We start from the raw sequence: 24,542 nt of genomic DNA, 5'->3' as shown, positions 1-24,542 counted from the left end.
CGGCCGGCGTTTATCTTGGCTTGTCATCGTCGGGCTCGTCCATCGCCGCATCGATGGCAGCATCGCCGGCGGCCCGCAGCTGTTGCTCAAAAAACGCCGGGTCGCGCAGCTCGGCCAGGGGCGGCAGGTCGTTCAGAGAGCGCAGGCCGAAATAGTCCAGGAACCGCCGGGTGGTGGCATACAGCGCCGGGCGTCCCGGCACGTCGCGGTGGCCGACCACCCGCACCCACTCGCGCTCGGTGAGGGTCTTGACGATTTGAGTGCTGACCGTTACACCCCGGATCTCTTCGATTTCGCCGCGGGTGATCGGCTGGCGATAGGCGATCAGCGCCAGCGTCTCCAGCAGGGCGCGGGAGTAGCGCGCCGGCTTCTCTTCCCACAGACGCGCCACCCAGGGCGCCACCGCCCGGCGCACCTGAATGCGCCAGCCGCCGGCCACCTCCACCAATTCGATGCCGCGCTCCGCGTAATCCGTCATCAAAGCGTCGATCGCCGCACGGACTTCGCCGCCGGCGGGACGGCGATCCTCCGGATACAGCCCCAGCATCTGATCCAGGGTGAGCGGCCCACCGGCCGCCATCAGCGCCCCCTCCACCACTTGCTTGACGGGCGGCATGGCCAACGACAAGGCGTTCAGCGGCACAAGCTCGGCGCCGTCGGTGGCCGCCTCTGCCGTGTCGGGCTGCCCCCGATCGCGCATCATGCCGCGCCGCCGCGCAGGCGCACGTGGATGGGCGCGTAGGGCTGCGCTTGCACCAGCTCCAGGGTCGTCGCCTTCACCAGCTCGAGGATGGCGAGGAAGCTCACCACCACACCGGCACGGCCCTCGGTGACATCGAACAGCGCCTCGAAGGGGACGAAGCCGCCACGTTGCACCGCCGCCAGCACCCGGGACATGCGCTCGCGCAGCGACAGCGACTCGCGCGCCACGCGATGGCTGGTGAACAAGTCGGCCCGGCGCATGACGTCGCGCAGCGCCGCCAGCACCTCGCTCAGCTCCACCGTCGGCGGGATGCGCCGGATGTGCTCCGACGACAGCTCGGCCGTCACCGGCAAGTTGTCCCGGCCCTCGCGCGGCAGGCCGTCCAGCGCCTGCGCCGCCTGTTTGTAGCGCTCGTACTCCATGAGCCGGCGCACCAGCTCGGCGCGAGGATCAGTCTGTTCTTCGTCCGTGAGCGCCGGGCGCGGCAATAGCATGCGCGATTTGATCTCGCAGAGCATGGCAGCCATCACCAGATACTCCGCCGCCAGTTCCAGGCGCAGCTCCTTCATGAGCTCCACGTAATCCATGTACTGGGTGGTGATCTGGATGATAGGGATGTCGAGGATGTCGAGGTTCTGCTTGCGGATCAGATACAACAGCAGGTCCAACGGCCCCTCGAAGGCATCCAGGAAGACCTCCAGGGCGTCGGGCGGGATGTAGAGGTCCTCCGGCAGCTTGAGCAACGGCGCACCGCGGACGATGGCGATCGGCTGCTCGGCCATGGCATCCGCTGTGGCCGGCTCGCGCTGCGGGGTCCCGGGCGCCGTCATGGCCGGTGCGCTCAGCCCTGCACCAGGGACATGGCGTGACGCACCTCGTCCATGGTCTCCCGGGCCACATCCCGGGCATGCTCACAGCCTTCGTTGATAAAGCTGCGCACCGTCTCCGGCTGCGCTTCGAGCGCCGCGGCCCGGGCTTGGATGGGCGCGAGCTCGGCGCGCACCGCCTCGATGATGGGCTGCTTGCACTCGATGCAGCCGATGCCGGCGGAGCGGCAGCCCGCCTGCACCCATTCCTTGATGCCGTCGTCGGAGTAGACGACGTGGAACTGCCAGACCGGACAGACCTCCGGATTGCCCGGATCGCTGCGGCGCACCCGTGCCGGGTCCGTCGGCATGGTGCGCAGCTTTTGAGCCACCTCGTCCGGATCATCGCGCAGGGCGATGGTGTTGCCGTAGGACTTGGACATTTTTTGGCCATCCAGCCCCGGCATCTTCGCCGCCCGGGTCAGCAGCGACTGTGGCTCCGGCAGGATCACCCGTCCGCCGCCTTCCAGATAACCGAGCAGGCGCTCGCGATCGCCAACGGTGATATTGGCCTGACTCTCCAGGAGGGCACGGGCTTTGTCGAGCGCCTCATGATCGCCCTGCTCGGTGTAGCTGCGACGGAGGCGATCGAACATCTTGGCGTTTTTCTTGCCCATTTTGCGCTTGGCCTGCTCGGCCTTCTCTGCGAAGTCCGGCTCGCGGCCGTAGATGTGGTTGAAGCGCCGGGCGATCTCGCGGGTCATCTCCACATGGGCCACCTGATCCTCGCCCACGGGCACCTGGCCGGCCTTGTAGATCAGGATATCGGCGCTTTGCAGCAGCGGATAGCCGAGGAAGCCATAGGTGGCGAGATCTTTCTCCTTCAGCTTTTCCTGTTGATCCTTGTAGCTCGGCACCCGCTCCAGCCAGCCGAGCGGCGTGATCATGGACAACAGCAGATGCAGCTCGGCGTGCTCGGGCACCCGTGACTGGATGAACAGCGTCGCAGAGCCGGCGCTGACACCGGCGGCGAGCCAGTCCACCACCATATCCCAGGTCGCCTGCGGGATACCTGAGGGGTCTTCGTAGTCCGTGGTCAGCGCATGCCAGTCTGCGACGAAAAAAAAGCAGTCGAACTCGTGCTGCAGCTCGACCCAGTTCTTGAGCACACCATGATAATGGCCGAGATGCAGACGCCCGGTGGGCCGCATACCGGAGAGGACGCGTGGATTCTGTGCGGATACGGGAGTCACGGATGAGGGCCTTTCGCCGGCGCGCCGCCTGTGCGACCAGACGACATGTCAAATGGGAAATCGATCACGCACCAGGGCCTGCGCGGGTATCGCCGTCAGCACACCGCTCACCACCGGGCGCAAGGCGGCGCCGAGCAGGCCGGGGGGATGGCCGCTCGGCAGGAACAGGAGCAGCAGCAGAATGAGGATGCCATAGGGCTCCAGTCGCGAGAAGCGTGCCGCCACGGGCGGCGGCAGCAATGCGCTCAGGATACGGCCACCATCCAATGGCAGCAACGGGAAGAGGTTCAGGGCCATGAGCACCAGGTTGATGACGATGCCCACCACGCACATGTCCACCCACAATACCAGCAGCCAGGTTGGCACGGACACCACCAGGGCCAGCAGCGCCATGAGCTCGATGGCGAGCCCCCAGCCAAACGCCATGAGCAGGTTCACGCCCGGGCCCGCGGCGGCCACCAAGGCCATATCCCAGCGCGGGTTGTGGAGCCGCCGCCAGTTCACCGGCACCGGCTTGGCCCAGCCGAACAGGAAGGGTATGCCAACCAGGGTCTTCGACATAAGGAAGATCACCGCCGGGACCAGCAGCGTGCCCACGGGGTCGATGTGCTTCAGCGGATTGAAGGTGACGCGTCCGAGCAACAGCGCCGTGGGGTCTCCGCGCCGGCTCGCCACCCAGCCGTGCGCGGCCTCGTGCACCGTGATGGCGAGCAGCACCGGCGGCGCGATGAGCATCAGCAGCAGCAGGGTTTGCAACGATTGGCTCCTGGGCTTACACGCCGCGGCAGGGCTCAGGCGTCGAACAGCGCAGTGTCACCCCGGCCGTGCCGCAGCACCGTCGGCGGCGCGCTGGTCATGTCCACCACCGTGGTCGGCTCGGTGCCGCAGGCGCCGCCATCGATGATGAGGTCGACGCAGTGATCCATGTGGTCGCGAATGTCCAGCATGTCCGCCAGCGGCTCCTCGTCGCCGGGCAGGATCAGCGTGGTGCTGAGAATGGGCTGATCCAGCGCCACAAGCAAGTCACGCACGATGGGTGTGTCCGGCACACGGATACCGATGGCGCGGCGCTTGGGGTGCAGCAGGCGACGCGGGACCTGCTTGGTGGCTTGGACGATGAACGTATAAGGACCCGGCGTCAACGCCTTCAGCAGGCGATAGACGACGTTATCGACACGCGCATAGGTGGCGATCTCCGAGAGATCCCGGCAAACCAGTGTGAAGTGGTGCTTGTCGTCGACGCGTCGGATCATGCGCATGCGGTCCAATGCCGATTTCTCGCCGATGCGGCAGCCGAGCGCGTAGCACGAGTCGGTCGGGTAGACGATGACACCGCCCCCGCGCAGCACCTCCGCAGCACGGCTGATCAGCCGTCGCTGGGGGTTGCGGGGATGGATCTCGAGGTAGTCGGCCATGTCGTTGGCCACATCGCAGGCCATATCGCAGCTGGGGCGGCCGCCCGCGCCCTCGGCCGCGATGCGGGCACGCGGGATGCGCCCAGCGCAGCCCCGGGCTGCGCGTTAAGCGCCAGCACCGCTGGCGCTCGCGAAGGCCGGCGCCGTCCACACCGGCGTGCAGCCATCGGGCAGCGGCGGCAGCCGGCCCAGCTCGATCCAGGGCTTCTCCGGCCCGTGGTAGTCGGAGCCGGCGGAGGCGAGCAGACCCTCGTCGCGCGCGTGGCGGGCATAGACAAAGTAATCGTCCCTGCTGTGGCTGCCGGAGACGACTTCCAGCCCGCGCCCGCCGCATTCCTTCAGCTCGCCGAGGAGACGGCGCATCTTGGTGCGGGTGAAATCGTAGCGCGCCGGATGGGCGATGACGGCGATACCGCCGGCGGCGTGGATCCAGCCCAGTGCTTGTTCCAGTGTTGTCCACTCGCCCGGCACATGGCCCGGCTTGCCGGCGACGAGAAAGTGCTTGAAGACATCACGCAGGTCGCTGGCGGCACCCCGCTGCACCAGGAACCGCGCAAAATGGGTACGGCCGATGAGGGTGCCGGCGGCATGCCGTCTGGCACCCTCGAGGGCGCCGTCATAGCCCGCCTTGGCCAGGCGCCGGCCGATCTCCTCGGCGCGCCAGAGCCGATACGCCTGGAGGCCCGCAAGGCCCTCGCGCAGGGTCGCGGAGGCGGTGTCTACGCCGAGGCCCACGATGTGCACGGTGCGCCCGCCCCAGGTGACGGACACTTCCACGCCCGGGATCAGGCGCAGACCGCAGCGTGCAGCCGCGTCCTGCGCCTCGGCGATGCCGGCGAGGGTGTCGTGGTCGGTCAGCGCCAGGGTCTCGACACCAGCGGCGACGGCGTGCTCCACCAGGGCCGTGGGTGACAGGGTGCCATCCGAAGCGGTGGAATGCGTGTGCAAATCAGGGATCTTGAGCATCCAGGCAGTTTAACCGATTCTGCTTCGTCGCTGGCGGACAACGCGCGGCCGATGCCCTGGGACCGCTGCCCTGGGACCGCTACCTGGAACTGCCCCCGCGCAATGCGCGATGCAGGTGCACCCGCGCACGACAATGGCTCGCCGGTTACATCGGCACAGGCACGGCTGCTATTCTCCAAGCCCACATGCAAGCCTGAGATCACTGACACCGGGACGCGAAGGCGTGGATGTCCGTCTTGCCGCGGGTCTGGTGATTGCGCCTGCGCTGGGTCCTCGGCCCGACGCCATGCTCAAGCGGGCCGGCCGCGGTGGGCGTGTATACACGTCAACACCACGCCCGGGCCTGCACCACATCCCGGGGAGCCGCGGACATCGGCATCGAGGCGCCCCGACGTCCGCCGTGTCCGGCACGAGCGCTTGCGTGCTCAAGGAGGGCCTGATCGCCGCACGGATGGCGGCGTCGGTGGCCCCGGCATCAGAAGCCCGGCAACATACCCGAGCAACCCATGAAATTTCTGTTCGATGTCTTCCCGGTTATCCTGTTTTTCGTCGCCTATAAGCTCCAGGGCATCTACGCGGCCACCGTCGTCGCCATCGCCGCGAGCGCGCTGCAAGTCGCCTGGGTGCGTTGGCGCCAGGGGCGCATCGAGCGCATGCACTTGGTCACGCTCGCACTCCTGCTGCTGTTCGGCGGCATGACCCTCGCACTGCGCGACCCGACCTTTGTCATGTGGAAGCCGAGCATCGTCAACTGGCTCTTCGCGCTGGTTTTCCTCGGCGGTCATTTCATCGGCGACAAACCCCTGGTGCAGCGCATCATGGGCCATGCGGTGACGGCGCCAACCCGCGTTTGGCGACGCCTGAACCTGGCCTGGGTGGCATTTTTCGTCGTCTCGGGGCTCGCCAACCTGTATGTCGTCTATGTTGGCAGCGGCTTCTATGCGGCCAAGGAAGCGCTGATCGCCGCCAGCGGCGAGCCGGCGGTGGACCTCGCCGCTTGCGCCGAGCTGTTCACCGGCGGCGTCCTCGGCTTGTGCGAGCGGGCACATGCCGCCGAGGCCGCCTGGGTGGACTTCAAGCTGTTCGGTATGATGGGGATGACCCTGGTTTTCGTCCTGGCCCAAGCGTTCTACCTCGCCCGCCATATCCACCCGGACGCCGACACCCGGCCCACCGCTGTGCCGGCCGGCGCGGATGGCGCGGCCCCAGGTATGGCCCCAAATACGGTCCCAGACGTGACCCCAGACGGAACCCCAGACGTGACCCCGGCAGAGGCCGAGTCCCGCAGCCGCTAGCCTTGGAGAGATCACACCGTGCTCTACGCCATCATCGCCACCGACCACCCCAAGAGCCTGGAGGCGCGTCGCGCCGCCCGGCCGGCGCACCTCGGACGGCTCGAAGCCCTGCAGGCACAGGGCCGCCTCGTCCTGGCGGGGCCGCATCCGGCCGTGGACGCCGCGGATCCGGGCGCGGCGGGCTTCACCGGCTCGTTGGTGGTGGCGGAATTCGATGACCTCAGCGCCGCGCAAGCCTGGGCCGACGCCGATCCCTATGTCGCCGCCGGCGTCTATCGAGAGGTCTGTGTCAAACCGTTCAAGCAGGTTCTGCCACGCTGAGTGTCCAACGATGCATGGACGGTGCGGTTGCTACCGCCTGGCCTTTGGGCTCAAACCAGCGCCGCGAGTCACCCCATTATCACCAACCTGAAGGAGAGCTCAGATGCCTGTCAAACCAACACCGAAGAAGTTGCTCGCCGCCGCCCTGGCGACGGCGCTGTTGGCCCAGCCTGTGCTGGCGCAAGAGGATGCCAGCGACGAAAACACCCTCATCGCCACGATCAACGAGCAGCCCTACAGCCTCGATCTGTTCCGCGCCTTCTATGCCCAGCGTCTGCAGCAGGCGGGTGCCAATAACTCACCCCAGCTGCAAGAGCAGATCTTCAATGAATTCATGAATCTGGTCGTGGCGGCACAGGAGGCCGAGCAGCGCGAGCTCGCCGCGCAGCGGGAGGTGAAGGCCTCGCTGCAGCTGCAACGCATGCTGGTGCTGTCGCAGGTGGCGCTGCAGGCGATCGCCGCCGAGACCGAGGTCAGCGAGGATGAGCTCAAGCAGGCCTACGAGCAGTTCACGGAGCAGGCCAAGCGCACCGAGTACAAGGCCCGGCACATCTTGGTGGACGATCAGGAAAAGGCGCGGGATCTAGCGAAGCAGGTGGGCAAAAAGAAGGGCAAGAACTTCGAAGCGCTGGCCGAGGAGCATTCCCTCGGCCCCACGGCGGACAGGGGCGGCGATCTCGGCTGGTTCGACAATCGGCAGATGGTGAAGCCCTTCGCCGACGCGGTCGCTCAGCTCAAGCCCGGCGAATGGACCGAAGAGCCGGTACAAACGCAGTTCGGCTGGCATGTCATCCTGCTGGAAGAAACCCGCAATGCCGAGCCACCCGCCTTTGAAGAGGCCAAGGCCCAGCTGGAGGCGGCCGTCAAGCGCCAGAAAGTCGCGACCAAGCTCGCAGAGATGCGCGATCAGTCGATGGTGGACCTCAACGAAGACGTGGTAAAGCTCAAGGACGAGGGCGAATAACCGCCGACCCGACGCGCAGCACAGCGTCCGCGTCGCCGGGCGCGGACGTTGCTGCGCGCGGCGGCTGGATGTGTAGGATTCGCCACCCTCATGGTCCGCAGGCCTTGGTGACCCGACGTCCGCCGAGGGGCTGCAGCGGACGGGCGTTGGGCTCCATGAAGCCCGCCAGACGTTGCAGGTCGGCGTCGGCAACCTCCAGCGGCGTGCGCATGACATACCAGTGCACGCCCTCGGTGCATGGTGGCCGCGTCACCGAGCCCCTGTAGGCGAAGTAGTCTTTGCGCCCCGGCAGCAGAAAGAGCGGATTCACGCCGACATTGCGGCCGTAAAAGGACTCGCCTGACCTCCGAGGGGCATGCTCCAACAAGCGCTGCAACATGCTGTTTGCCCGCGGCCCCGGCATGAGCGCCACGGCCACCACCGCGATGTCGCCGCGGTTGTTGGCATGGATCAACTGTAGCTCGGCGTCGGCGCGGCTGCCGTTGATGACATGCTCGGCGGGCGCATGGAAGCGCAGCTCCACCAGCTCGTAGCTCAGCCCCGCCACCAGCAGATGGCTGCCGCGATCGTAGCCAAGTCGCAACGCGCGCCCATCATTGGTGACATACAGCGGGCTGCTACGATAACGAAAACGCAGTGGCTCGCAGGCAGCCACCACCGCCATGGACTCCGTGAGGGCCACCGGGGACTGAGTGTCGGTGTGGGCACAGGCACCGTAGCTCGGATCCAGCTCGCTCCAGTGCTCCGGCCCCCGCTCGCCGGTGTAGCGCCATTGCGGCATGGCCTTGGGATCCGGCACGGCGATGCCGCTCTGCCAGGCGATGGCAGGCGTCGCGGCGACGACCGATGCCAAGGCCAATAGTGCGCCGAGCGCCCGAGGCGCAACCGGCGGGCGCCCTCGCCGGGCGGTCTTGCGCTCGATCGGCACCAGGCTCATAGCCACGGATGGCGCCGGCTCAGTCGTTGTTGCGCGAGCGCTTCAGGCCTGCGATGGGAACAACGGTCGCGGCTTGAGGCTCGTCGATGTAATACGGCCGCTCACCACCGCGGCCGTCGGCGTCGGCCAGCGCTTTCTCGCGGGCGGAGATCAGCGCCAAGCATTGTCGAACATCCTGGATGGTGTCGTTGGACAATGGATGCTTCATGCCAGGGGGTGGGGTCACGTCCTTGATCACGGCCGCCAGTGTCTTGCGCATGGCGACCAGGATCTGTTGTTCCTGCGAGAGATCGGGCGAGTGATCGGGCGAGTGATCGGGCATCTGACTCCTCCGTTCGGATTGGGCCGCTGGCTACGGGCCTGCTGCGTGTGCGCAGGGTGCGAGGGTGCCGTGACGGCGACGCGCACCGGCGCTGATTTTGGAGAAGTCGGGGCACTGATGGCATTATTCACCCGATCCAGGCGGACCCGGTCCAGGTGCGGCGGCTCAGGGGCCACCTGGGGCGCCGGTCTTCGCCTGCGCACGCTGCCCCGGCTCAAACATCTCCGGCGTCAGGCGCATAAGCCCCCTGGGTGAGGGCGGTCAAATCCTCCTCATCCAGTATCTTGACGCCGAGCGACGCCGCCTTGGCACGCTTGGCGCCGGCATCGGCCCCAGCCAGCAGGTAATGCGTCTTCGTGGAGACACTGCCTGTGACCTTGGCGCCCAGGCGCTCCAGCTGCGCCTTGACGGCGTCTCGGGGGCGGCTGAGCGTCCCCGTGATCACCACGGTCTTTCCCGCCAGCGGTCGATCGGCGCCGACGCCCTCGGCCGCCGGCGGTGCGGGCCAGGTGATGCCCCCGATGCCCGGGTCCAGCAGCTTGTCGATCACCGCCCGGTTGTGCGGTTGCGCGAAGAAGCTCACGATGTGGGCGGCAACCACCGGGCCGACCCCTTCGATGCGGCTGCGCTTGCCGCCCAGGAAGTCCGCCACCTGTGCCCGCCGCAGCGCCGCCAGGTCTGGCCAGCGCTCGGCGATGCGCGCGGCCGCCGGCGGCCGCAGCCCGCGGATGCCGAGACCGGCGAGCCAATCGGCGAGGGGTTGCTCGCCGGGGCCGGCATCAGGGTGCTGCTGGAGCCAGGCGAGCAGCGCGGTGGCGGTTTTTTCTCCCACCCCCTCGATACCCGGCACGTCGACGATGAAGGTGTCGAGATCCGCCGTCATGAGCGGCTTCAGGTCACGAAAATGGGCGGCCAATGCTTGCGCCGTCGCCTCCCCCACCTCACGAATGCCAAGGGCATAGATCAAGCGTGACAGCGTTGTCCGGCGGCTGCGCGCCAGCGCCTGCACCAGATTCTGTGCCGACTTCTGCGCCATGCGCTCCAGGCCGGCGTAGTCCTCCACAGTCAACGCATAGAGGTCCGCCGGGTCACGCACCATGCCCTGCTCCACCAGTTGCTCGATGAGCTTGTCACCGAGACCATCGATGTCCATGGCCCGGCGCGAGACAAAATGCTTGAGCGCTGACCGGCGCTGGGCGGCACAGGTCAGACCGCCGCTGCAGCGTGCCACCGCCTCGCCCTCGGCGCGTATCACATCCGCGCCGCACACCGGACATTGGGCGGGCAGCCGAACCGGCTCGGTATCCGGCGGGCGCAGGGCATCGACCACCGCCACCACCTCGGGAATCACATCCCCGGCGCGTCGGACGATCACGGTATCACCGGCGCGCACGTCCTTGCGGTGCACCTCGTCGATGTTGTGCAGCGTGGCATTGGCGACGGTCACGCCCGCCACATCCACCGGCGCCAGCCGTGCAACGGGGGTCACGGCACCGGTGCGTCCCACCTGGAACTCCACACTGCGCACGATGGTCTGCTCTTCCCGGGCGGGATATTTGTAGGCGATGGCCCAGACCGGATCACGGGCGCGAAAACCCAGCGCACGCTGGGCCTGTAGGTCGTCCACCTTGAACACGACGCCATCGATCTCGTAGTCGAGTCCGTCGCGGCGCGCGCCGATACTGCGGTGATAATCGATGCAGCCGTCGGCGCCGGTGACGACCCGGGACTCGGGTGACACCCGCAGCCCCCAGTCGCGAAGGGCCGCCAGCGCGCCGCTCTGGGTCGGCCCCAGGTCGCCACCTTCGACGGCGCCGAAGCCATAGCAGAACATGGTGAGCGGCCGGGCGGCGGTCACCGCGGGATCCAACTGCCGCAGGCTGCCGGCGGCGGCATTGCGGGGATTCTTGAAGGGGGCATGGCCGGACGCGAGCATGTGCTGCTTGAGCCGCTCGAAGGCCGCCAGCGGCAGATAGACTTCGCCGCGCACCTCCAGCAGTCGCGGCCAGCCGGCGCCCCGCAGTCGCAGCGGCACGGCGCCGATGGTGCGCACCTGGGCCGTGACATCCTCGCCGATGGAGCCATCGCCGCGGGTGGCACCGCGCACCAGGACACCATCCTCGTAGAGCAAACTGATGGCGAGACCGTCGAGCTTGGGCTCGGCGACATAAGTGACGACGTCGGCATCCAAGTCCTTGCGGATGCGCCGATCGAAATCCCGCACTGCGCCATCGTCGCGTGCGTTGCCCAGGGAGAGCATGGGCACCCGGTGGCGCGCCTCGGCGAAGCGCTCGCCGGGCTGCGCGCCAACCCGCTGCGTCGGTGAATCGGGTGTGCGCAGCTGTGGATAACGCTGCTCCAGCGCTTGCAGTTCCCGGAACAGCCGGTCGTAGGCGGCGTCGGTGATCTCCGGGTCGTCGAGGACGTAGTAGCGGTAGTTATGGTGGTGCAGCTCTGAGCGCAGCGCCGCGGCCCGCTCGACGACCTCGGGTGGGGCGCTCACACCACCGCGCCATCATCGTCACCGCCATGCAGCAGAGCACGCACCTGTGCGCGCAGCCTCCGGGCGTCGGCTTCGCGCAATGGCTCGCGCTGCGGCCCAAGGATGTCACCGCCGAGCAGCTCGGCCATCACCCGCGTGGCGTCGAGCATCTCATCGAAGACCATCAGATCGCTCGGCTCGCCCCGGAACTGGGCGAATAGCGCGAGCCCCGGGGTGGTAAACGCGCCCATGTCGTCGAAGGGGAAGGTGCCGGGCTTCACCAGGTTGGCCATGCTGAACAGCGGCGCGCCGTCGGGTGCCTCGCCGCGGGTGCGATGGAAGATGTCCATCTCACCCGGGCGCAGCTTGCAGCGCCCGGCGGCGCTCATGATCGCTTCTCCGCCGAAGGCACCGCCGGCACTGGTGATGTAGAGCTGGATCAGCAGTTGTTCTTCGGGCGCCGCGCTCGTGCTCGCCGCGGGCGCCGGCGTCGGCGTCGGCGCCGTGTCAGGCGGCGTATCGTTGGCGGCGCTGCCACGCGCAGTTGTCGACGCCGCCAGCCCGTCGTCCGTGAGTCCGCCCAGATTGGGCTCCTGGCGGCGACGCGCTGGGGCGGGGCTGCGACGCTGCGCAGCCCGTGTGCGCTCATCGCTGGCGGCGGCACGCTGCTTTTCCCAAGCGTATAACGCGATCAGGAGCACGGCCCCGACGACGACCAGAATCAGGCGCAATGTTGCGGCGTCCATTCGGTGCTTGCCCCCTCATGCTCGCTTTGATTGGTGGCGCGGCTTCGTCTCGACTCGGGCGCAGTATATCAGCGCACCCGCCGGGTCGGTGTGCGGTGCACGACGAGGCGGGATCCAGCCCGGCGGCGTCAGCATCGTCTCAAGACACCGCCGCCAACTTCGCCGCCTCGTCCACATCCACAGCGACCAGCCGCGATACACCGGGCTCGTGCATGGTGACGCCGATGAGGTGGTCGGCGATCTCCATGGTGACCTTGTTGTGGGTGATGAAGATGAACTGCACCTGATCGGACAGGGAGCGGACCAGCTCGCAGAAGCGCCCGACATTGGCGTCGTCCAGCGGGGCGTCCACCTCGTCCAGCATGCAAAACGGCGCAGGGTTGAGCTGGAAGATGGCGAACACCAAGGCCACCGCCGTCAGCGCCTTCTCGCCGCCGGAGAGCAGGTGGATACTGGCGTTGCGCTTGCCGGGCGGGCGCGCCATGATGGCGACGCCGGTGTCCAGCAGGTCGTCGCCGGTGAGCTCCAGATAGGCGTGGCCGCCGCCGAACACGCGCGGGAAGAGCTGCTGCAGACCCTGGCTGATGCGCTCGAAGGTGTCCTGGAAGCGCGCGCGCGTCTCCCGATCGATCTTGCGGATGGCCGCCTCCAGTGTCTCGAGGGCGGCGCTGATGTCCGCGTGCTGCGCGTCCAGGTAGCGCATGCGCTCGGATTGCTCCCGAAACTCATCGATGGCGGCGAGGTTGATGTTGCCCAGGCGCTCGATGCGGGACTTCACCTGCGCCAGCGCCTGCTCGTGCTCGGCGCTGCTGGCGGCGTCGCCGAGACCGGCGACGACCGCGGACATGACCGCGCCCCGCTCGGCGAGCTGCTCCTCCAGTGTGCGACGGCGCACCAGGCGCTCCTGACGCTCCAGGCGCTTGCCATCGAGGTCCTGCTGTACGCCGGCCACCGCCTGCTCCAGGCCATGGCGGCGCTGCTCGGCCTCACGCACGGATTGGTCCAGCGCCTCCATGCGCGCGCGCGCATCGCCGAGATCCGCCTCCACCGCGACCCGCTGCTCGAGCTGGGCTTGCAGCTGCTCACGCTGCTCGGCCACCGGCTCGGCGGCCTCGGTGAGGGCCGTCAGCAGCTCGTCGCGGCGTGCACCCAGGCTGGCGAGTTGCTCGCCGCCACGCGCCAGCTGCCCCTCCAGCGCATCCAGTGACGCGCGTCGCGTCTGGATCGCCACCTCCAAGCGCTGGCGCTCATCCCGCAGGCCGCCCTCGGCGGCCCGGGCTTCCGCCACACGCGACCGCAAGGCGGTGCGCCGGGCGCCGAGCGCCTCCCGCTCCGCCGCGAGCAGCTCCGTCTCTTCCAGGGCCTGGTGCAGCCGCTCGCGGGCGGTCTCGATGTCCTCGGCCGCCTCGGCGCGCCACTCGGCGAGCTCGGCCAGCTCCGCGTCCAGCACGGCGATGCGCTCGCGCATGTGCTCCAGCCGCGAGCGCCCGGCGCCAACCTCCGCATCCAGCGCCGCGCGCTCGCGGCTGAGGCGGCTGACCGTGTCGAGCGCGTCGTCGCGCGCCTGCTCCAAGGTCTGACGGCGTTCCGCCAGGCCGTCGTGCTGTGTCATCAGATCTGCGATGACGCCGTCGAGCTCGTCGCTCTGCGCCTGCAGGGCGCGCAGCGTTTCGGCGCGTGCCAGGGTGCCCGCCACCCGCGGCCCGTCGCCGGGTCGGGTCAGCCAGTCGCGCCCCACCTGGGCGCCGTCGCGGGTGACGATGCGCTCGCCGGGCGCCAGCTCGCCACGCCGCGACAGCGCCTCCGCCAGGGTGTTGGTGGTCCGGATGCCGTGCAGCAGACCGTGCAGCGGCCATGGACAGCGGACCCGCCGCGCCAGGGCGTCGGCCTGCGGCGCCGGCGGCTCCAGGTCGTGGCGCAGCCCCGGACCCAGGAGGCCCAGCGGGCCGCAATCGAGCTGTGGGCCATGGGTGTCGAGATCCGCCACGCAGAGCGCCGCCAGCAGATCGCCGAGCACCGCCTCCGCGGCCGCCTCCCAGCCGCTGTCCACCTCGATGCTGTCCACCAGGCGTGGCACGTCGCCGAGACCCTGCGCCTCGATCCAGGCGCTGACGGCGTCATCGCCCTGCTCCAGGGCGGCGTCCTGCAGCGCCTCCAGGGAGGCCTGCCGGCCGCGGCAGGTCTGCAGCTCGGTGCGGGCGGCGTCCAGCCGAGCGGCGACGGCGGTGCGCGCTTCCTCCAGCTGTCGCAGGGCCTCGGTGCTGCGCGCCTGGTTGTCGGCGGCGGCGGCGATCTGCTCGTCCAGAATGTCGGAGCGCGCCTGCAGCTGCTCGAGTCGGGATGCGAGCTCGACGGTGTCGAGCTTGGCGCGATCTTCGGCGATGCGCGCGGCGCGCTGCTCGGCGCGGGTGATGCGCTGCTCCAGGTCGTTGATGCGCCCGCGCTCGGTCTGGGCGCGCTCGGTGGGCCCGCCGGGGCCCTCTTGCAGCGCATCCCAGGCGCTCTGCCAGGCGTCGAGCGCCGCCTCGGCCCCGGCCAGCTCGTCGGCGGCGGCGGCGAGGCGCTCGCCGACCTCGGTCAGTGCCGGCTCGTCGCGCTCGAGCTCGCGCCGCAATTCGACCATGCGCTCGTTGTCGCGCGCGCGGTGATCCTGCGCCGCGCTGAACTCGTCACGCACCCGCTTGAGCTCGACCTCCCGGCGGTTGCGGTTATCGTCCGCGTAGCGGATGGCCTGCTCCAGGCGCGCGATCTCGGCACCCACCGAGTAGTAGCGACCCTGTACCAGATTGAAGGCATCGGCGGCCTCGGCGTGCGCATCGCGGTCCGTCTCGATCTGGGCCTCCAGCCGGCGCTGCTCGGCGTGGCGGCGCTCCAGGTCCACCGTGAGCTCGCCGATGGCGCGGTCGCGGGCGCCGAGCTCCTGATCCAGCTCACGCCAGCGCAGGGCGGTGAGCTCGTCCTCCAGCCGGCGCGCATCCGCTTTGAGCTGACGATACTTCTCGGCGGTCTCCGCCTGGCGCTCCAGGTGCTGCAGCTGTTTTGCCACCTCATCGCGCAGGTCGTTGAGGCGATCCAGGTTCTCGCGGGTGTGGCGGATGCGATTCTCGGTCTCGCGGCGGCGCTCCTTGTATCTGGAGATGCCGGCGGCCTCTTCGATGAACAGGCGCAGCTCATCGGGCTTGGCTTCGATGAAGCGCGAGATCATGCCCTGCTCGATAATGGCGTAGCTGCGGGGGCCCAGGCCCGTGCCGAGGAACAGGTCCTGAATGTCGCGGCGTCGGCAGCGGGCACCGTTCAGGAAATACGTCGACTGGCCATCGCGGGAGATCTGGCGCTTGACGGCGATTTCATTGAAGCGGGCGAACTCGCCGCCGGCGCGCCCGGCGCTGTTGTCGAAGGTGAGCTCGATGCCGGCGACGCCGACGGGCTTGCGGCTGGTGCTGCCGTTGAAGATGACATCCGCCATGGAGGCGCCGCGCAGCATCTTCGCGGAACTCTCGCCCATGACCCAGCGCACGGCGTCGATGACATTGGACTTGCCGCAACCGTTGGGCCCGACGACGCCGACGAGGTTGCTCGGAAAGGACACCGTCGTCGCGTCGACGAAGGACTTGAATCCCGTCAATTTGATCTTTTCCAACCGCATCGCGGGAAGATACTGAACGCATCGGAGCGTCACAAGCATCCACCGACCGACACCGCGGCGCTGGTAGACTGCCGGGGCCGCGCTGAGCGGTACGAAGCACGGAGCTCGCCACTGGCGGGCGCCCGTCCGTACTGCGTGCCGCGTACCACGTCAGAACCTTGTGCCCCATCTTCACCATCGCTAGAGTCTACCGCCCGATGCCGTCACACCCCACCAAGACCCTCGAGACCTTTCCCAACCCCGAGCCCGGCCGCGACTATGTCATCCGCATCCGCGTGCCGGAGTTCACCTGCCTGTGCCCGAAGACGGGACAGCCGGACTTCGCCGAGCTCACCATCGAGTACATCCCGGAGGCGACCTGCGTCGAGCTCAAGGGCCTGAAGCTCTATGTCTGGTCCTTCCGCGATGAGGGCGGCTTCCACGAGGCCATGACCAACCGCATCCTGGGGGATCTGGTGGCGGCGACCGAGCCACGGTTCATGCGGCTGACGGCGGACTTCAACGTCCGCGGCGGCATCTACACCAAGGTCGTCGCCGAGCATCGCGCGCCGGACTGGCAGGCACCGCAGCCCGTACAGCTGCCATGACGCCGGGCGCCGGCATCGGCATCGGCGTCGATGTCGGCACCAGCGGCGTGCGGGCGGTGGCGCTCGACACCGCCGGCGCGCGTCTCGCGATGGCCGCCGAGCCACTGCCGGCGGCGGTCCGGACCGCCGCCGGCGGCGTCCACCAGGACCCGGCGCTCTGGTGGCAGGCGCTGGAGCGCGTGCTGCGCCGACTCTGCGCGACGACGGACCTGGGCGCCCAACCCTGCGCGCTCTGCCTGGATGGCACGTCCGCCACGGTGCTGCTGACCCACCGCGATGGCACCCCCTATGGCTCGGCGCTGCTGTACAACGATCGCAGCGCCATGCGGGCCGCCGCCCGGGTCGCAGCGACGGCGCCCGCCGACTCGCCGGCGCACGGCCCGAGTGCCAGCCTGGCGAAGGCGCTGCGGTTGTTGGCGAGCACAAACGCCGACCCCGAGGACGTGCGTGTGCTCCACCAGGCGGACTGGCTGACCGGCCGTCTGCTCGCACGCTTCGGCGACAGCGACTGGAACAACGCCCTCAAGCTCGGTTTCGACCCGGCGATGGAACGCTGGCCGCGCTGGCTTGCGGCGCTGCCCCTGCCCATGCAGGCGCTGCCGCAGGTGCATGCCCCGGGGACGCCGCTCGGCGCAATCGCCCCGGCGGCGGCCGAAGCCACCGGGCTGCCCGGCGACACCCTGATCTGCGCCGGCACCACGGACAGCACCGCCGCGGTGCTGGCGACGGGCGCGCACGAGCCCGGCGATGCGGTGACGAGTCTGGGCAGCACCTTAGTGCTCAAGATCATCGCCGAGCGGCCGGTTGCGGCAGCGGACTTCGGTGTCTACAGCCACCGCCTGGCCGATCGCTGGCTGGTGGGCGGCGCCTCCAACGGCGGCGGCGCCGTGCTGCGGGCGCATTTCGACGACGCCGCGCTGGCGCGGCTCAGCATGCGCATCGACCCGCAGCAGCCGAGCGGGCTCGATTACTATCCCCTGCCCGGCCCCGGGGAGCGCTTTCCGGTGCAGGACCCTCTCCTCGAGCCCAGGCTGACACCGCGTCCCCGGGACGATGTGCGATTTCTGCACGGTCTCCTGGAGGGCATCGCCCGCATCGAGCGCGACGGCTACCGGCGCCTCACACAACTCGGAGCGCCCGCCCCGAGACGTGTCCTGAGCATCGGCGGCGGTGCCGGCAACGCCGTCTGGACTGCCCTGCGCCGGCGCCTGCTCGGCATCGAGGTGATCCCCGCCCCCGAGCAGGAGGCCGCCGCCGGCGCAGCCCGCCTGGCGCTGGCGGCTCTGGCCGGCGCTTGAGCGGTCCGCGGCGACAAACGGTGGTGCGCTGCACCGGGCGCCGTCCCGCCGCTCGATCCGGGGCATTCAAATCGGCCGCGGCGCACGCGTGGTATGCTCATGGCCTTTGGCACCGATCGCTGTTCCAGAGAACGACCCGCGGCTGGCCACACTGGAGCCGCCGCGCTCTAGCGGCTCACCCCCACAATCTATCCGCCCAACCCATCCGCCCAGTTCGGTCCCATGAAAGTGCTCGTTACCGGCAGCGCCGGATTCATCGGCTCCACCCTCGCGCTGCGGCTCCTCGAGCGCGGCGACACCGTCATCGGCGTGGATAACCTGAACGACTACTACGACGTCAGCCTCAAGCAGGCGCGTCTCGCGCGGTTGACCGCCGACACCGGGTTCACGGACCTGCGCCTGAGCCTGGAGGATCGTGCCCAGATCGCCGCGGCCTTCGCCGAGCACCGCCCCGATCGGGTCGTCAACCTGGCCGCGCAAGCCGGTGTGCGCTATTCCATCGACAACCCGTTGGCCTACGTCGACACCAACCTGGTGGGCTTCGCGCACATCCTCGAGGGCTGCCGGCACAACGGGGTCGAGCATCTGGTGTATGCATCCAGCAGCTCCGTCTATGGGGCCAACACGCACATGCCGTTTTCGGTGCACGACAATGTGGATCACCCCCTGAGCCTCTATGCCGCCAGCAAGAAGGCCAATGAGCTCATGGCCCACACCTACAGCCATCTCTACGGGCTGCCCACCACGGGCTTGCGCTTCTTTACTGTCTATGGCCCCTGGGGACGGCCGGACATGGCGCTGTTCAAGTTCACCCGCGCCATTCTCGAAGGCAGCCCCATCCAGGTCTTCAACGACGGCAAGCACCGCCGCGACTTCACCTACATCGACGATATCGTCGAAGGCGTGATCCGCGTCCTGGATCGGGTGCCGGCGGCGAATCCGGCCTGGTCCGGCGACACGCCGGACCCGGCCACCAGCAGCGCGCCGTACCGACTCTACAACATCGGCAACAACCAGCCGGTGGAGCTGATGCACTACATCGAGGTCCTGGAACGTTGTTTGGGGCGCGAGGCACAAAAAGACCTGTTGCCGCTGCAACCGGGCGACGTGCCCGACACCTATGCCGACGTCACGGATCTGGTGGCGCAGCTGGACTACAAGCCGGCGACCACCGTGGAAGACGGCGTCGCCCGCTTCGTGCAGTGGTACCGGGACTACTACGGCGTCCAATAACCCCTCGACGCCGTACCACCGAACGCTGATCGAGCGCCGGTGCGCTTGCCGGCGATGGCGTTCACCAAGGCGGCGCCTCCTCCCCGGCCGGGGCCTCGCCCGCCGGCATGGCCGCATCGGCAGCGGCGCGGGGCGCGCCCGTGCCGGCCGCCTCGCCAAGCGCTGCTTCCAGCGTACCGAGCAGTCCGCGCAGCTGCTCGGTCATGATGCTCATCTCCGCCTCGAAGCGCAGCGCCGGGTCCTCGTCCTCGGCGCCGTCCATGGCCTGCTCCAGCAGCTCATCGGCGAAACGCAGTCGCTTCAGGGACAGGTCGTCGGCCAGTAGCAGTGAGAGCGCATCCTGCCAGTCCAGTCCCACCGCCGCCACTCGCATCCCGGTATCGATATGCGCGCGCACCTCGGCCGAGCCGAGATCCACACCGCGGCAGCGCACCACCGTGCCCTTCTCGGCGGGATCACGCAGCTCGCACTGATCCGCCAGTGTCAGGCCCGCCGGTGGCTCGCCGCTCAGCACCCAAGCGGTGAAGCGCTCGGCCGCCGCGGGTGCGGCGACGGGCGTGACCGGCAGCGAGCCCAGGCTCTCGCGCAGCAACGACAGCACCTCTTCGGCGAGCTTGTCGCTGGCGGCATCCACCACGACCCGACCCGCCACGGCGTCGATGAGCGCCGGCACCAGCCGCGAGCGCGTGAACGCCTGCGGCAGCATTTCCGCCAGGAGGGCATCGCGCAGCTGCGAGCGCTCGCGGCGGGAGACATCGCGGCCTTCCGCCTGCTCGAGCTCCGCGACGCGCTCGGCGACGGCCTCTTTCACCACCGACGCCGGCAGCAGGCGCTCCTGGCGGCGCGCGGCCACCAACAGACAACCGTTGACGGCGTGGGTGAGCATGTCCGCCTGCGGCCCGAGCGGCGGGCTCCAGCCCATGGTCATGGCCTCGAGCGGGCCGCAGCCGCGGAAGGCCTTGTCTGCCAGGCGCTCGTGGAGGCCGAGCTCGTCGAGCTCGAGAGGGGCATTGAGCCGGTAGATCCGGGCGTTCTTGAACATCCGCTGCTCCCGCGAAAAAGCCGCGGATTATCCGGCTGCCGAGGCATTCGGGCAAATCGACCGCTCGCATCGGGATTGCCGGTGCTCGCCGGCTCGGCGTGCCGGCACTCGGATCGTATCCGCTCGATGCGATCAGGACGTGCCGATCAGGGCGTGCCGATCAGGTCGTCTGGGCCAGTGCGGACGGCGCCAGCGGCAAGCGCCGCGCGCCCCAGTGCCCGGGCTCGGCCTCGAAGACGCCGGCACAGGCGGTGCCGCAATGGGCGCAGCGGCCATCGGCGGTGAGCCCCCAATGCCCGAGCTGGTACCAATCGCGAGCGATGAGCAGCTCGCCGCAGGCATGGCAGAAGGTGCTGCCGCCGGTGCCGTCTTGTACATTGCCGGTGTAGGCATAGCGCACGCCCTGATCCATCGCCACGCGGCGGGCCCGGGTCAAAGTGGCCGGCGGCGTGGGCGGCAGCTCGCGCATCCGGTAGGCCGGATGGAAGGCGCTGAAGTGCATGGGCACGTCCGGTCCCAAGTGCTCCACCACCCAGGCGGCCATGCGCGCAATCTCCGCATCGCTGTCGTTGTGGCCGGGGATGATCAGTGTGGTGAGCTCCAGCCAGACATCGGTGTCTTTGTGCACGTACTCGATGGTCTCCAGCACCGGATCCAGGTGGGCGCTGCAGAGCTTTTTGTAGAAGGCGTCGGTGAAGGCCTTCAGGTCGATGTTCGCAGCGTCCATGCAGGCGAAGAATGTCTCCCGCGCCCCGGGGGCGATATAGCCGGCGGTGACTGCCACATTGCGGATGCCAAGCGCCCGGCAGGCCGCGGCCGTGTCGCAGGCATACTCCAGAAAGATCACCGGGTCGTTGTAGGTGTAGGCGACGCTGCGGCAGCCGTGCGCGGCCGCGGCATGCGCAATGCCCTGCGGCGAGGCCTCCGTCGCCAGGGTGTCCATTGCCCGGGACTTGGACATATCCCAGTTCTGGCAGAAACGGCAGGTCAGGTTGCAGCCGGCGGTGCCGAAGGACAGCACCGGCGTGCCGGGCAGAAAATGAAACAGCGGCTTCTTCTCGATGGGGTCGATGCAGAAGCCGCTGGAGCGCCCGTAGGTGTGGAGCACGACGGCTCCGTCCTGGCAGCCGCGCACGAAGCAGAGGCCGCGCTGGCCTTCCTTCAGCACGCAGGCGCGTGGACAGACATCGCATTGCACGCGGCCGTCGTCGAGCCGGTGCCAAAATTGCGTGGGATGCGCAGCGACGGCGCTCATGGGTCATCCTCCCGATGGGGCGCGTGCGCTCGTGCAACAATCATGGGCACGCGCGCTAAACTTCAGGACAGGGGCGGGTTGGGCTGCGCCAGCCCAGACAGGAGCCGGGGCCTTGGCGCAGGCGCGCCCGCGCATGGCTTGAGTATGGTCGCAACCAGACCTTTTGGCAGCGGACATCCAATCATGTCGAACATTCGCCGACCCGCGGTGGCGGGTCTCTTCTATCCGGACGACCCGGGTGTGCTGCATGCGGCCGTCACAGATTTGTTGACCGCCGCACGCCCCGCAGCCGCCGAGCGGGCGCCGCAACCCAAAGCGCTCATCGCACCGCACGCCGGTTATGCCTACTCCGGTGCCATCGCCGCCAGCGCCTACGCGCAACTCACGCGGCCCGACCTGATCCGCCGCGTGCTGCTGTTGGGCCCGGCGCATCGCCTGCCCTTTCGCGGTATTGCCGTGCCCACCGCCGAGCAGTTCGCAACGCCCCTCGGCGGTGTGGCGGTGGACCGGGGGGCACTCGCCAGCCTCACCGGCCTGCCCCAGGTGCACGAGTTGGACATGGCATTCGATGGCGAGCACTGCCTGGAGGTGCAGCTGCCCTTCCTGCAGGCAATCCTGGGGCACTTCAGCATCGTGCCACTGCTGGTGGGCGATGCCGGCGCCGACGCGGTGGCCGCCGTACTGGAGCGCCTGTGGGGCGGCGCGGAGACCCTCATCGTCATCAGCTCCGACCTGAGCCACTACCTGGACTACGACAGTGCCCGGGCCATCGACGCCCGCACCTCGGAGGCCATCTGTACACTGCGTCCTGAGGCCATCTCTGCGGGCCAGGCCTGCGGCAGGCATCCCATCGCGGGGCTGTTGACGGCGGCCCGGCATCACCATCTGCACGCCCAACAGCTGGACCTGCGCAACTCCGGCGATACGGCGGGCCCCAAGGACCGGGTCGTAGGCTATGGGGCTTATGCATTCAACTAACGCCGGCAGACCATCAACGTCCCGTTCCACCGTCGCCGGTGCGGACACTGACTCAGACCCGGGTGCTCGCGCCGACGCCGCCGCCGGTGCGCCATGTGCGCCGCTGGATACCAGCCAGCGTCATCGGCTGCTCGCTATCGCCCGCGACGCCATCCGCCATGGCCTCGACACCGGCCGCCCGCGCGCCCTGGATTTGGCCGCCGAAGCACCGCCCCTGCGGGCGCCGCGTGCGGCGTTCGTGACGCTGGAGCTACAGGGACGCCTGCGCGGCTGTATCGGCCATCTCGAGGCAACCCAGCCCCTGGCGCTGGACGTGTCGGACAACGCCTTCGCGGCGGCCTTCCGGGATCCGCGCTTCCCACCGCTCGTCCTCGCCGAATTGGCGCCGCTGTACATCAAAATATCGGTACTGACGCCGGCAGTGGAGCTGGTGTTCAGCGACGAGGCCGACCTGCTGGCGCAACTGGTACCGGGCAGTGATGGGCTCATCCTCGCGGATGCGGGCCGCCGCGGCACCTTCCTGCCGGCGGTTTGGGAACAATTGCCGGTGCCCGGGGACTTCCTGCGCCGGCTCAAGGAAAAGGCTGGCCTGACGCCGGATCATTGGAGCGATGCGGTTCGGGTCTGGCGTTACCGGACCGAATCCTTCGGCGATCGAGCATAAGCCTGAGCGGCGCAGAGCCAGCCGGGCCACGTCCGACGCCGCACAGCGACACGTCGCCGGCAGCCGCCGGAGCAAGCACGCGCCCGGACGGCGCCAGCTGCGGCCCAAAGGCTCATCCAGATCCCGATCGGGGCTCGACGCGCGCCAACACGACCTCATCCCTCTCCGCATCACACCTGCCAGACCTGACCGTGGACCAAATCCCTATCCCCGAGCTGTTGTTCCTGCTGGTACTGCTGGTGCTGTCCGGCTTTTTCTCGGGCTCTGAGACCGCGTTGATGACGCTCAACCGCTATCGGCTGCGTCACCGCGCCGAGAGCGGCCACCGGGGCGCGAAGCTCGCCCGCGCGCTGCTCGAGCGCCCGGACCGACTCATCGGCCTGATCCTGCTCGGCAACAATTTCGTCAATATCCTGGCATCGTCCCTGGCGACGGTCATTGCCCTCAAGCTCGGCGGCGAAGGGTCCATCGCCATCGCCGCCGGCATCCTGACCCTGGTGATCCTGATCTTCGCGGAGGTCACACCCAAGACCCTCGCCGCCCTGCATCCGGAGGCCCTCGCCTATCCTGCGGCCTATGTCTACACCCCCCTGCTCAAGGTGATGCAGCCGGTGGTGTGGTCGGTGAACATCATCACCAACAACCTGCTGCGGCTGTTCGGCGTCCAGCCGCACAGTCAGCAGGGCTCGGCGCTGAGCCGCGAAGAGCTGCGCACGGTGGTCAACGAGGCCGGCGCCATGATTCCCGAGCGCTCGCGCGACATGCTCATCGCCATCCTCGACCTGGAACATGCGGTGCTCGAGGACATCATGATCCCGCGCAACGAGGTGGAAGGCATCGACCTGCAGGACCCGGCCGACGAGATCGTCGCCGCCATCAAGCGCGCCAATTACACGCGCCTGCCCCTCTTCGACGGCGGCATGGACAACGTCGTCGGCATTTTCCACACGCGCCATACCATCGGACTCCTGGACGACGACGGCGACATCCGCGAGCGCCTGCGCAGCATCGCCCGTCCGCCCTACTACGTGCCCGAGGGTACCCGGCTCTACCAGCAGCTCATCGCCTTCCAGCGCGTCAAGCGCCGCGTGGCGCTGGTGGTGGACGAGTACGGCGACTTCCAGGGGCTTGTGACCCTGGCGGACCTGCTGGAGGAGATCGTCGGCGAATTCACCACCGACCCCGCCGATGCCTATCCTGAAATCCACCGCGCCGACGATGGCAGCCTGCTCATCGACTGCAGCATCAATGTCCGCGAGCTCAACCGCGCCATGCGCTGGAGCCTGCCCAAGCGTGGCCCCAAAACCCTGAACGGGCTCATCATCGACTATCTGGAAACCATCCCGCAGCCGGGCACCAGCCTCAAGCTCTATGGCCATCCGCTCGAGATCCTGCAAACGGACGACAAGGCCGTGAAGACCGTCAAGCACCTCGGACCGCCGCCGGCGGCGGCGGCGAGTCTGCACTGACGCGCAGTCGCGCCGGCGGGGCTCGTCGCGCCCCGGCCCGAGGCCCACACGAGGCCGTGCGATGAGCCAGCACGGGCCCGGGTGTTATACCCGGCGGATGTCAATGTCCGGCGCAGGCGTCTGCGGGCTGGGTTGCGGCTGGCGGGGGTCTCGACAGCAG

Annotated in this window: 22 protein-coding genes; 9 read left to right on the top strand and 13 right to left on the bottom strand. The window is 68.7% G+C overall.

What is annotated here, in order from left to right:
- Window positions 1–10 precede the first annotated feature (10 nt).
- The 6 genes from scpB to QZ588_RS13145 all read right to left on the bottom strand — a co-directional run bounded on the left by scpB (window position 11) and on the right by QZ588_RS13145 (window position 5,143).
- A complete protein-coding gene (gene scpB, locus QZ588_RS13170; RefSeq protein ID WP_366929570.1) occupies window positions 11–616 on the bottom strand; it encodes an SMC-Scp complex subunit ScpB in 606 nt (201 codons plus the stop codon).
- Between the two features lie 83 nt (window positions 617–699).
- On the bottom strand, window positions 700–1,485 hold the full coding sequence (locus tag QZ588_RS13165; RefSeq protein ID WP_295543403.1) for a ScpA family protein: 786 nt from the start codon (window positions 1,483–1,485) through the stop codon (window positions 700–702).
- A 59-nt stretch (window positions 1,486–1,544) separates the two neighbouring features.
- Complete coding sequence (locus tag QZ588_RS13160) at window positions 1,545–2,762, bottom strand: tryptophan--tRNA ligase (protein ID WP_295543402.1); 1,218 nt, start codon at window positions 2,760–2,762, stop codon at window positions 1,545–1,547.
- Window positions 2,763–2,810: 48 nt separating this feature from the next.
- Window positions 2,811–3,497, bottom strand: a complete 687-nt coding sequence (locus QZ588_RS13155; RefSeq protein ID WP_295543410.1) for a site-2 protease family protein — start codon at window positions 3,495–3,497, stop codon at window positions 2,811–2,813.
- Between the two features lie 56 nt (window positions 3,498–3,553).
- Window positions 3,554–4,177, bottom strand: a complete 624-nt coding sequence (locus QZ588_RS13150; protein ID WP_295543401.1) for an L-threonylcarbamoyladenylate synthase — start codon at window positions 4,175–4,177, stop codon at window positions 3,554–3,556.
- Window positions 4,178–4,282: 105 nt separating this feature from the next.
- Entirely contained in the window at window positions 4,283–5,143 is an 861-nt protein-coding gene (locus QZ588_RS13145) for a PHP domain-containing protein (protein ID WP_295543400.1), read from the bottom strand.
- A 506-nt stretch (window positions 5,144–5,649) separates the two neighbouring features.
- On the opposite strand from QZ588_RS13145, the gene QZ588_RS13140 reads away from it, so the two are divergent.
- From QZ588_RS13140 to QZ588_RS13130, 3 genes are all read left to right on the top strand, one after another.
- A complete protein-coding gene (locus QZ588_RS13140) occupies window positions 5,650–6,438 on the top strand; it encodes an inner membrane-spanning protein YciB (RefSeq protein WP_295543399.1) in 789 nt (262 codons plus the stop codon).
- A gap of 18 nt (window positions 6,439–6,456) precedes the next feature.
- Complete coding sequence (locus QZ588_RS13135; protein ID WP_295543398.1) at window positions 6,457–6,759, top strand: YciI family protein; 303 nt, start codon at window positions 6,457–6,459, stop codon at window positions 6,757–6,759.
- 103 nt (window positions 6,760–6,862) lie between these two features.
- A complete protein-coding gene (locus tag QZ588_RS13130; protein WP_295543397.1) occupies window positions 6,863–7,723 on the top strand; it encodes a peptidyl-prolyl cis-trans isomerase in 861 nt (286 codons plus the stop codon).
- Between the two features lie 88 nt (window positions 7,724–7,811).
- On the opposite strand, the gene QZ588_RS13125 is transcribed toward QZ588_RS13130, so the two are convergent.
- From QZ588_RS13125 to smc, 5 genes are all read right to left on the bottom strand, one after another.
- On the bottom strand, window positions 7,812–8,660 hold the full coding sequence (locus tag QZ588_RS13125; RefSeq protein WP_295543396.1) for a carbonic anhydrase family protein: 849 nt from the start codon (window positions 8,658–8,660) through the stop codon (window positions 7,812–7,814).
- Between the two features lie 19 nt (window positions 8,661–8,679).
- On the bottom strand, window positions 8,680–8,982 hold the full coding sequence (locus QZ588_RS13120; protein WP_295543395.1) for a segregation and condensation protein A: 303 nt from the start codon (window positions 8,980–8,982) through the stop codon (window positions 8,680–8,682).
- A gap of 214 nt (window positions 8,983–9,196) precedes the next feature.
- On the bottom strand, window positions 9,197–11,485 hold the full coding sequence (gene ligA, locus QZ588_RS13115; protein WP_295543394.1) for an NAD-dependent DNA ligase LigA: 2,289 nt from the start codon (window positions 11,483–11,485) through the stop codon (window positions 9,197–9,199).
- Window positions 11,482–12,210 (bottom strand): cell division protein ZipA C-terminal FtsZ-binding domain-containing protein, encoded by a 729-nt coding sequence (locus tag QZ588_RS13110; protein WP_295543393.1) that lies wholly within the window; start codon window positions 12,208–12,210, stop codon window positions 11,482–11,484. Before QZ588_RS13110 ends, ligA begins: the two co-directional genes overlap by 4 nt.
- Before the next feature lie 139 nt (window positions 12,211–12,349).
- Window positions 12,350–15,856 (bottom strand): chromosome segregation protein SMC, encoded by a 3,507-nt coding sequence (gene smc / locus QZ588_RS13105; protein ID WP_295543392.1) that lies wholly within the window; start codon window positions 15,854–15,856, stop codon window positions 12,350–12,352.
- Between the two features lie 197 nt (window positions 15,857–16,053).
- On the opposite strand from smc, the gene queF reads away from it, so the two are divergent.
- The 3 genes from queF to QZ588_RS13090 all read left to right on the top strand — a co-directional run bounded on the left by queF (window position 16,054) and on the right by QZ588_RS13090 (window position 18,974).
- Complete coding sequence (gene queF / locus QZ588_RS13100; protein WP_295543391.1) at window positions 16,054–16,443, top strand: preQ(1) synthase; 390 nt, start codon at window positions 16,054–16,056, stop codon at window positions 16,441–16,443.
- Window positions 16,440–17,741 (top strand): FGGY-family carbohydrate kinase, encoded by a 1,302-nt coding sequence (locus tag QZ588_RS13095; RefSeq protein WP_295543390.1) that lies wholly within the window; start codon window positions 16,440–16,442, stop codon window positions 17,739–17,741. The genes queF and QZ588_RS13095 overlap by 4 nt, the downstream gene beginning before the upstream one ends.
- Before the next feature lie 222 nt (window positions 17,742–17,963).
- A complete protein-coding gene (locus QZ588_RS13090) occupies window positions 17,964–18,974 on the top strand; it encodes an NAD-dependent epimerase (protein ID WP_295543389.1) in 1,011 nt (336 codons plus the stop codon).
- Between the two features lie 61 nt (window positions 18,975–19,035).
- On the opposite strand, the gene QZ588_RS13085 is transcribed toward QZ588_RS13090, so the two are convergent.
- Entirely contained in the window at window positions 19,036–20,016 is a 981-nt protein-coding gene (locus tag QZ588_RS13085; protein WP_295543388.1) for a recombination-associated protein RdgC, read from the bottom strand.
- A gap of 160 nt (window positions 20,017–20,176) precedes the next feature.
- Window positions 20,177–21,271: an AmmeMemoRadiSam system radical SAM enzyme gene (amrS, locus tag QZ588_RS13080; RefSeq protein WP_295543387.1), complete on the bottom strand. Its 1,095-nt coding sequence runs from the start codon at window positions 21,269–21,271 to the stop codon at window positions 20,177–20,179.
- 183 nt (window positions 21,272–21,454) lie between these two features.
- On the opposite strand from amrS, the gene amrB reads away from it, so the two are divergent.
- From amrB to QZ588_RS13065, 3 genes are all read left to right on the top strand, one after another.
- Window positions 21,455–22,249, top strand: a complete 795-nt coding sequence (gene amrB, locus QZ588_RS13075; RefSeq protein ID WP_295543386.1) for an AmmeMemoRadiSam system protein B — start codon at window positions 21,455–21,457, stop codon at window positions 22,247–22,249.
- Window positions 22,236–22,913, top strand: a complete 678-nt coding sequence (gene amrA / locus QZ588_RS13070; protein WP_295543385.1) for an AmmeMemoRadiSam system protein A — start codon at window positions 22,236–22,238, stop codon at window positions 22,911–22,913. Before amrB ends, amrA begins: the two co-directional genes overlap by 14 nt.
- A gap of 191 nt (window positions 22,914–23,104) precedes the next feature.
- On the top strand, window positions 23,105–24,382 hold the full coding sequence (locus QZ588_RS13065; RefSeq protein WP_295543384.1) for an HlyC/CorC family transporter: 1,278 nt from the start codon (window positions 23,105–23,107) through the stop codon (window positions 24,380–24,382).
- Window positions 24,383–24,542 lie beyond the last annotated feature (160 nt).

The organism is uncultured Thiohalocapsa sp. (assembly GCF_913062725.1).
In the GTDB taxonomy this organism is placed as follows: domain Bacteria; phylum Pseudomonadota; class Gammaproteobacteria; order Chromatiales; family Chromatiaceae; genus Thiohalocapsa.
The sequence above is the reverse complement of the archived record's forward strand: the minus strand, read 5'-3'. Positions and strand labels throughout refer to the sequence as shown.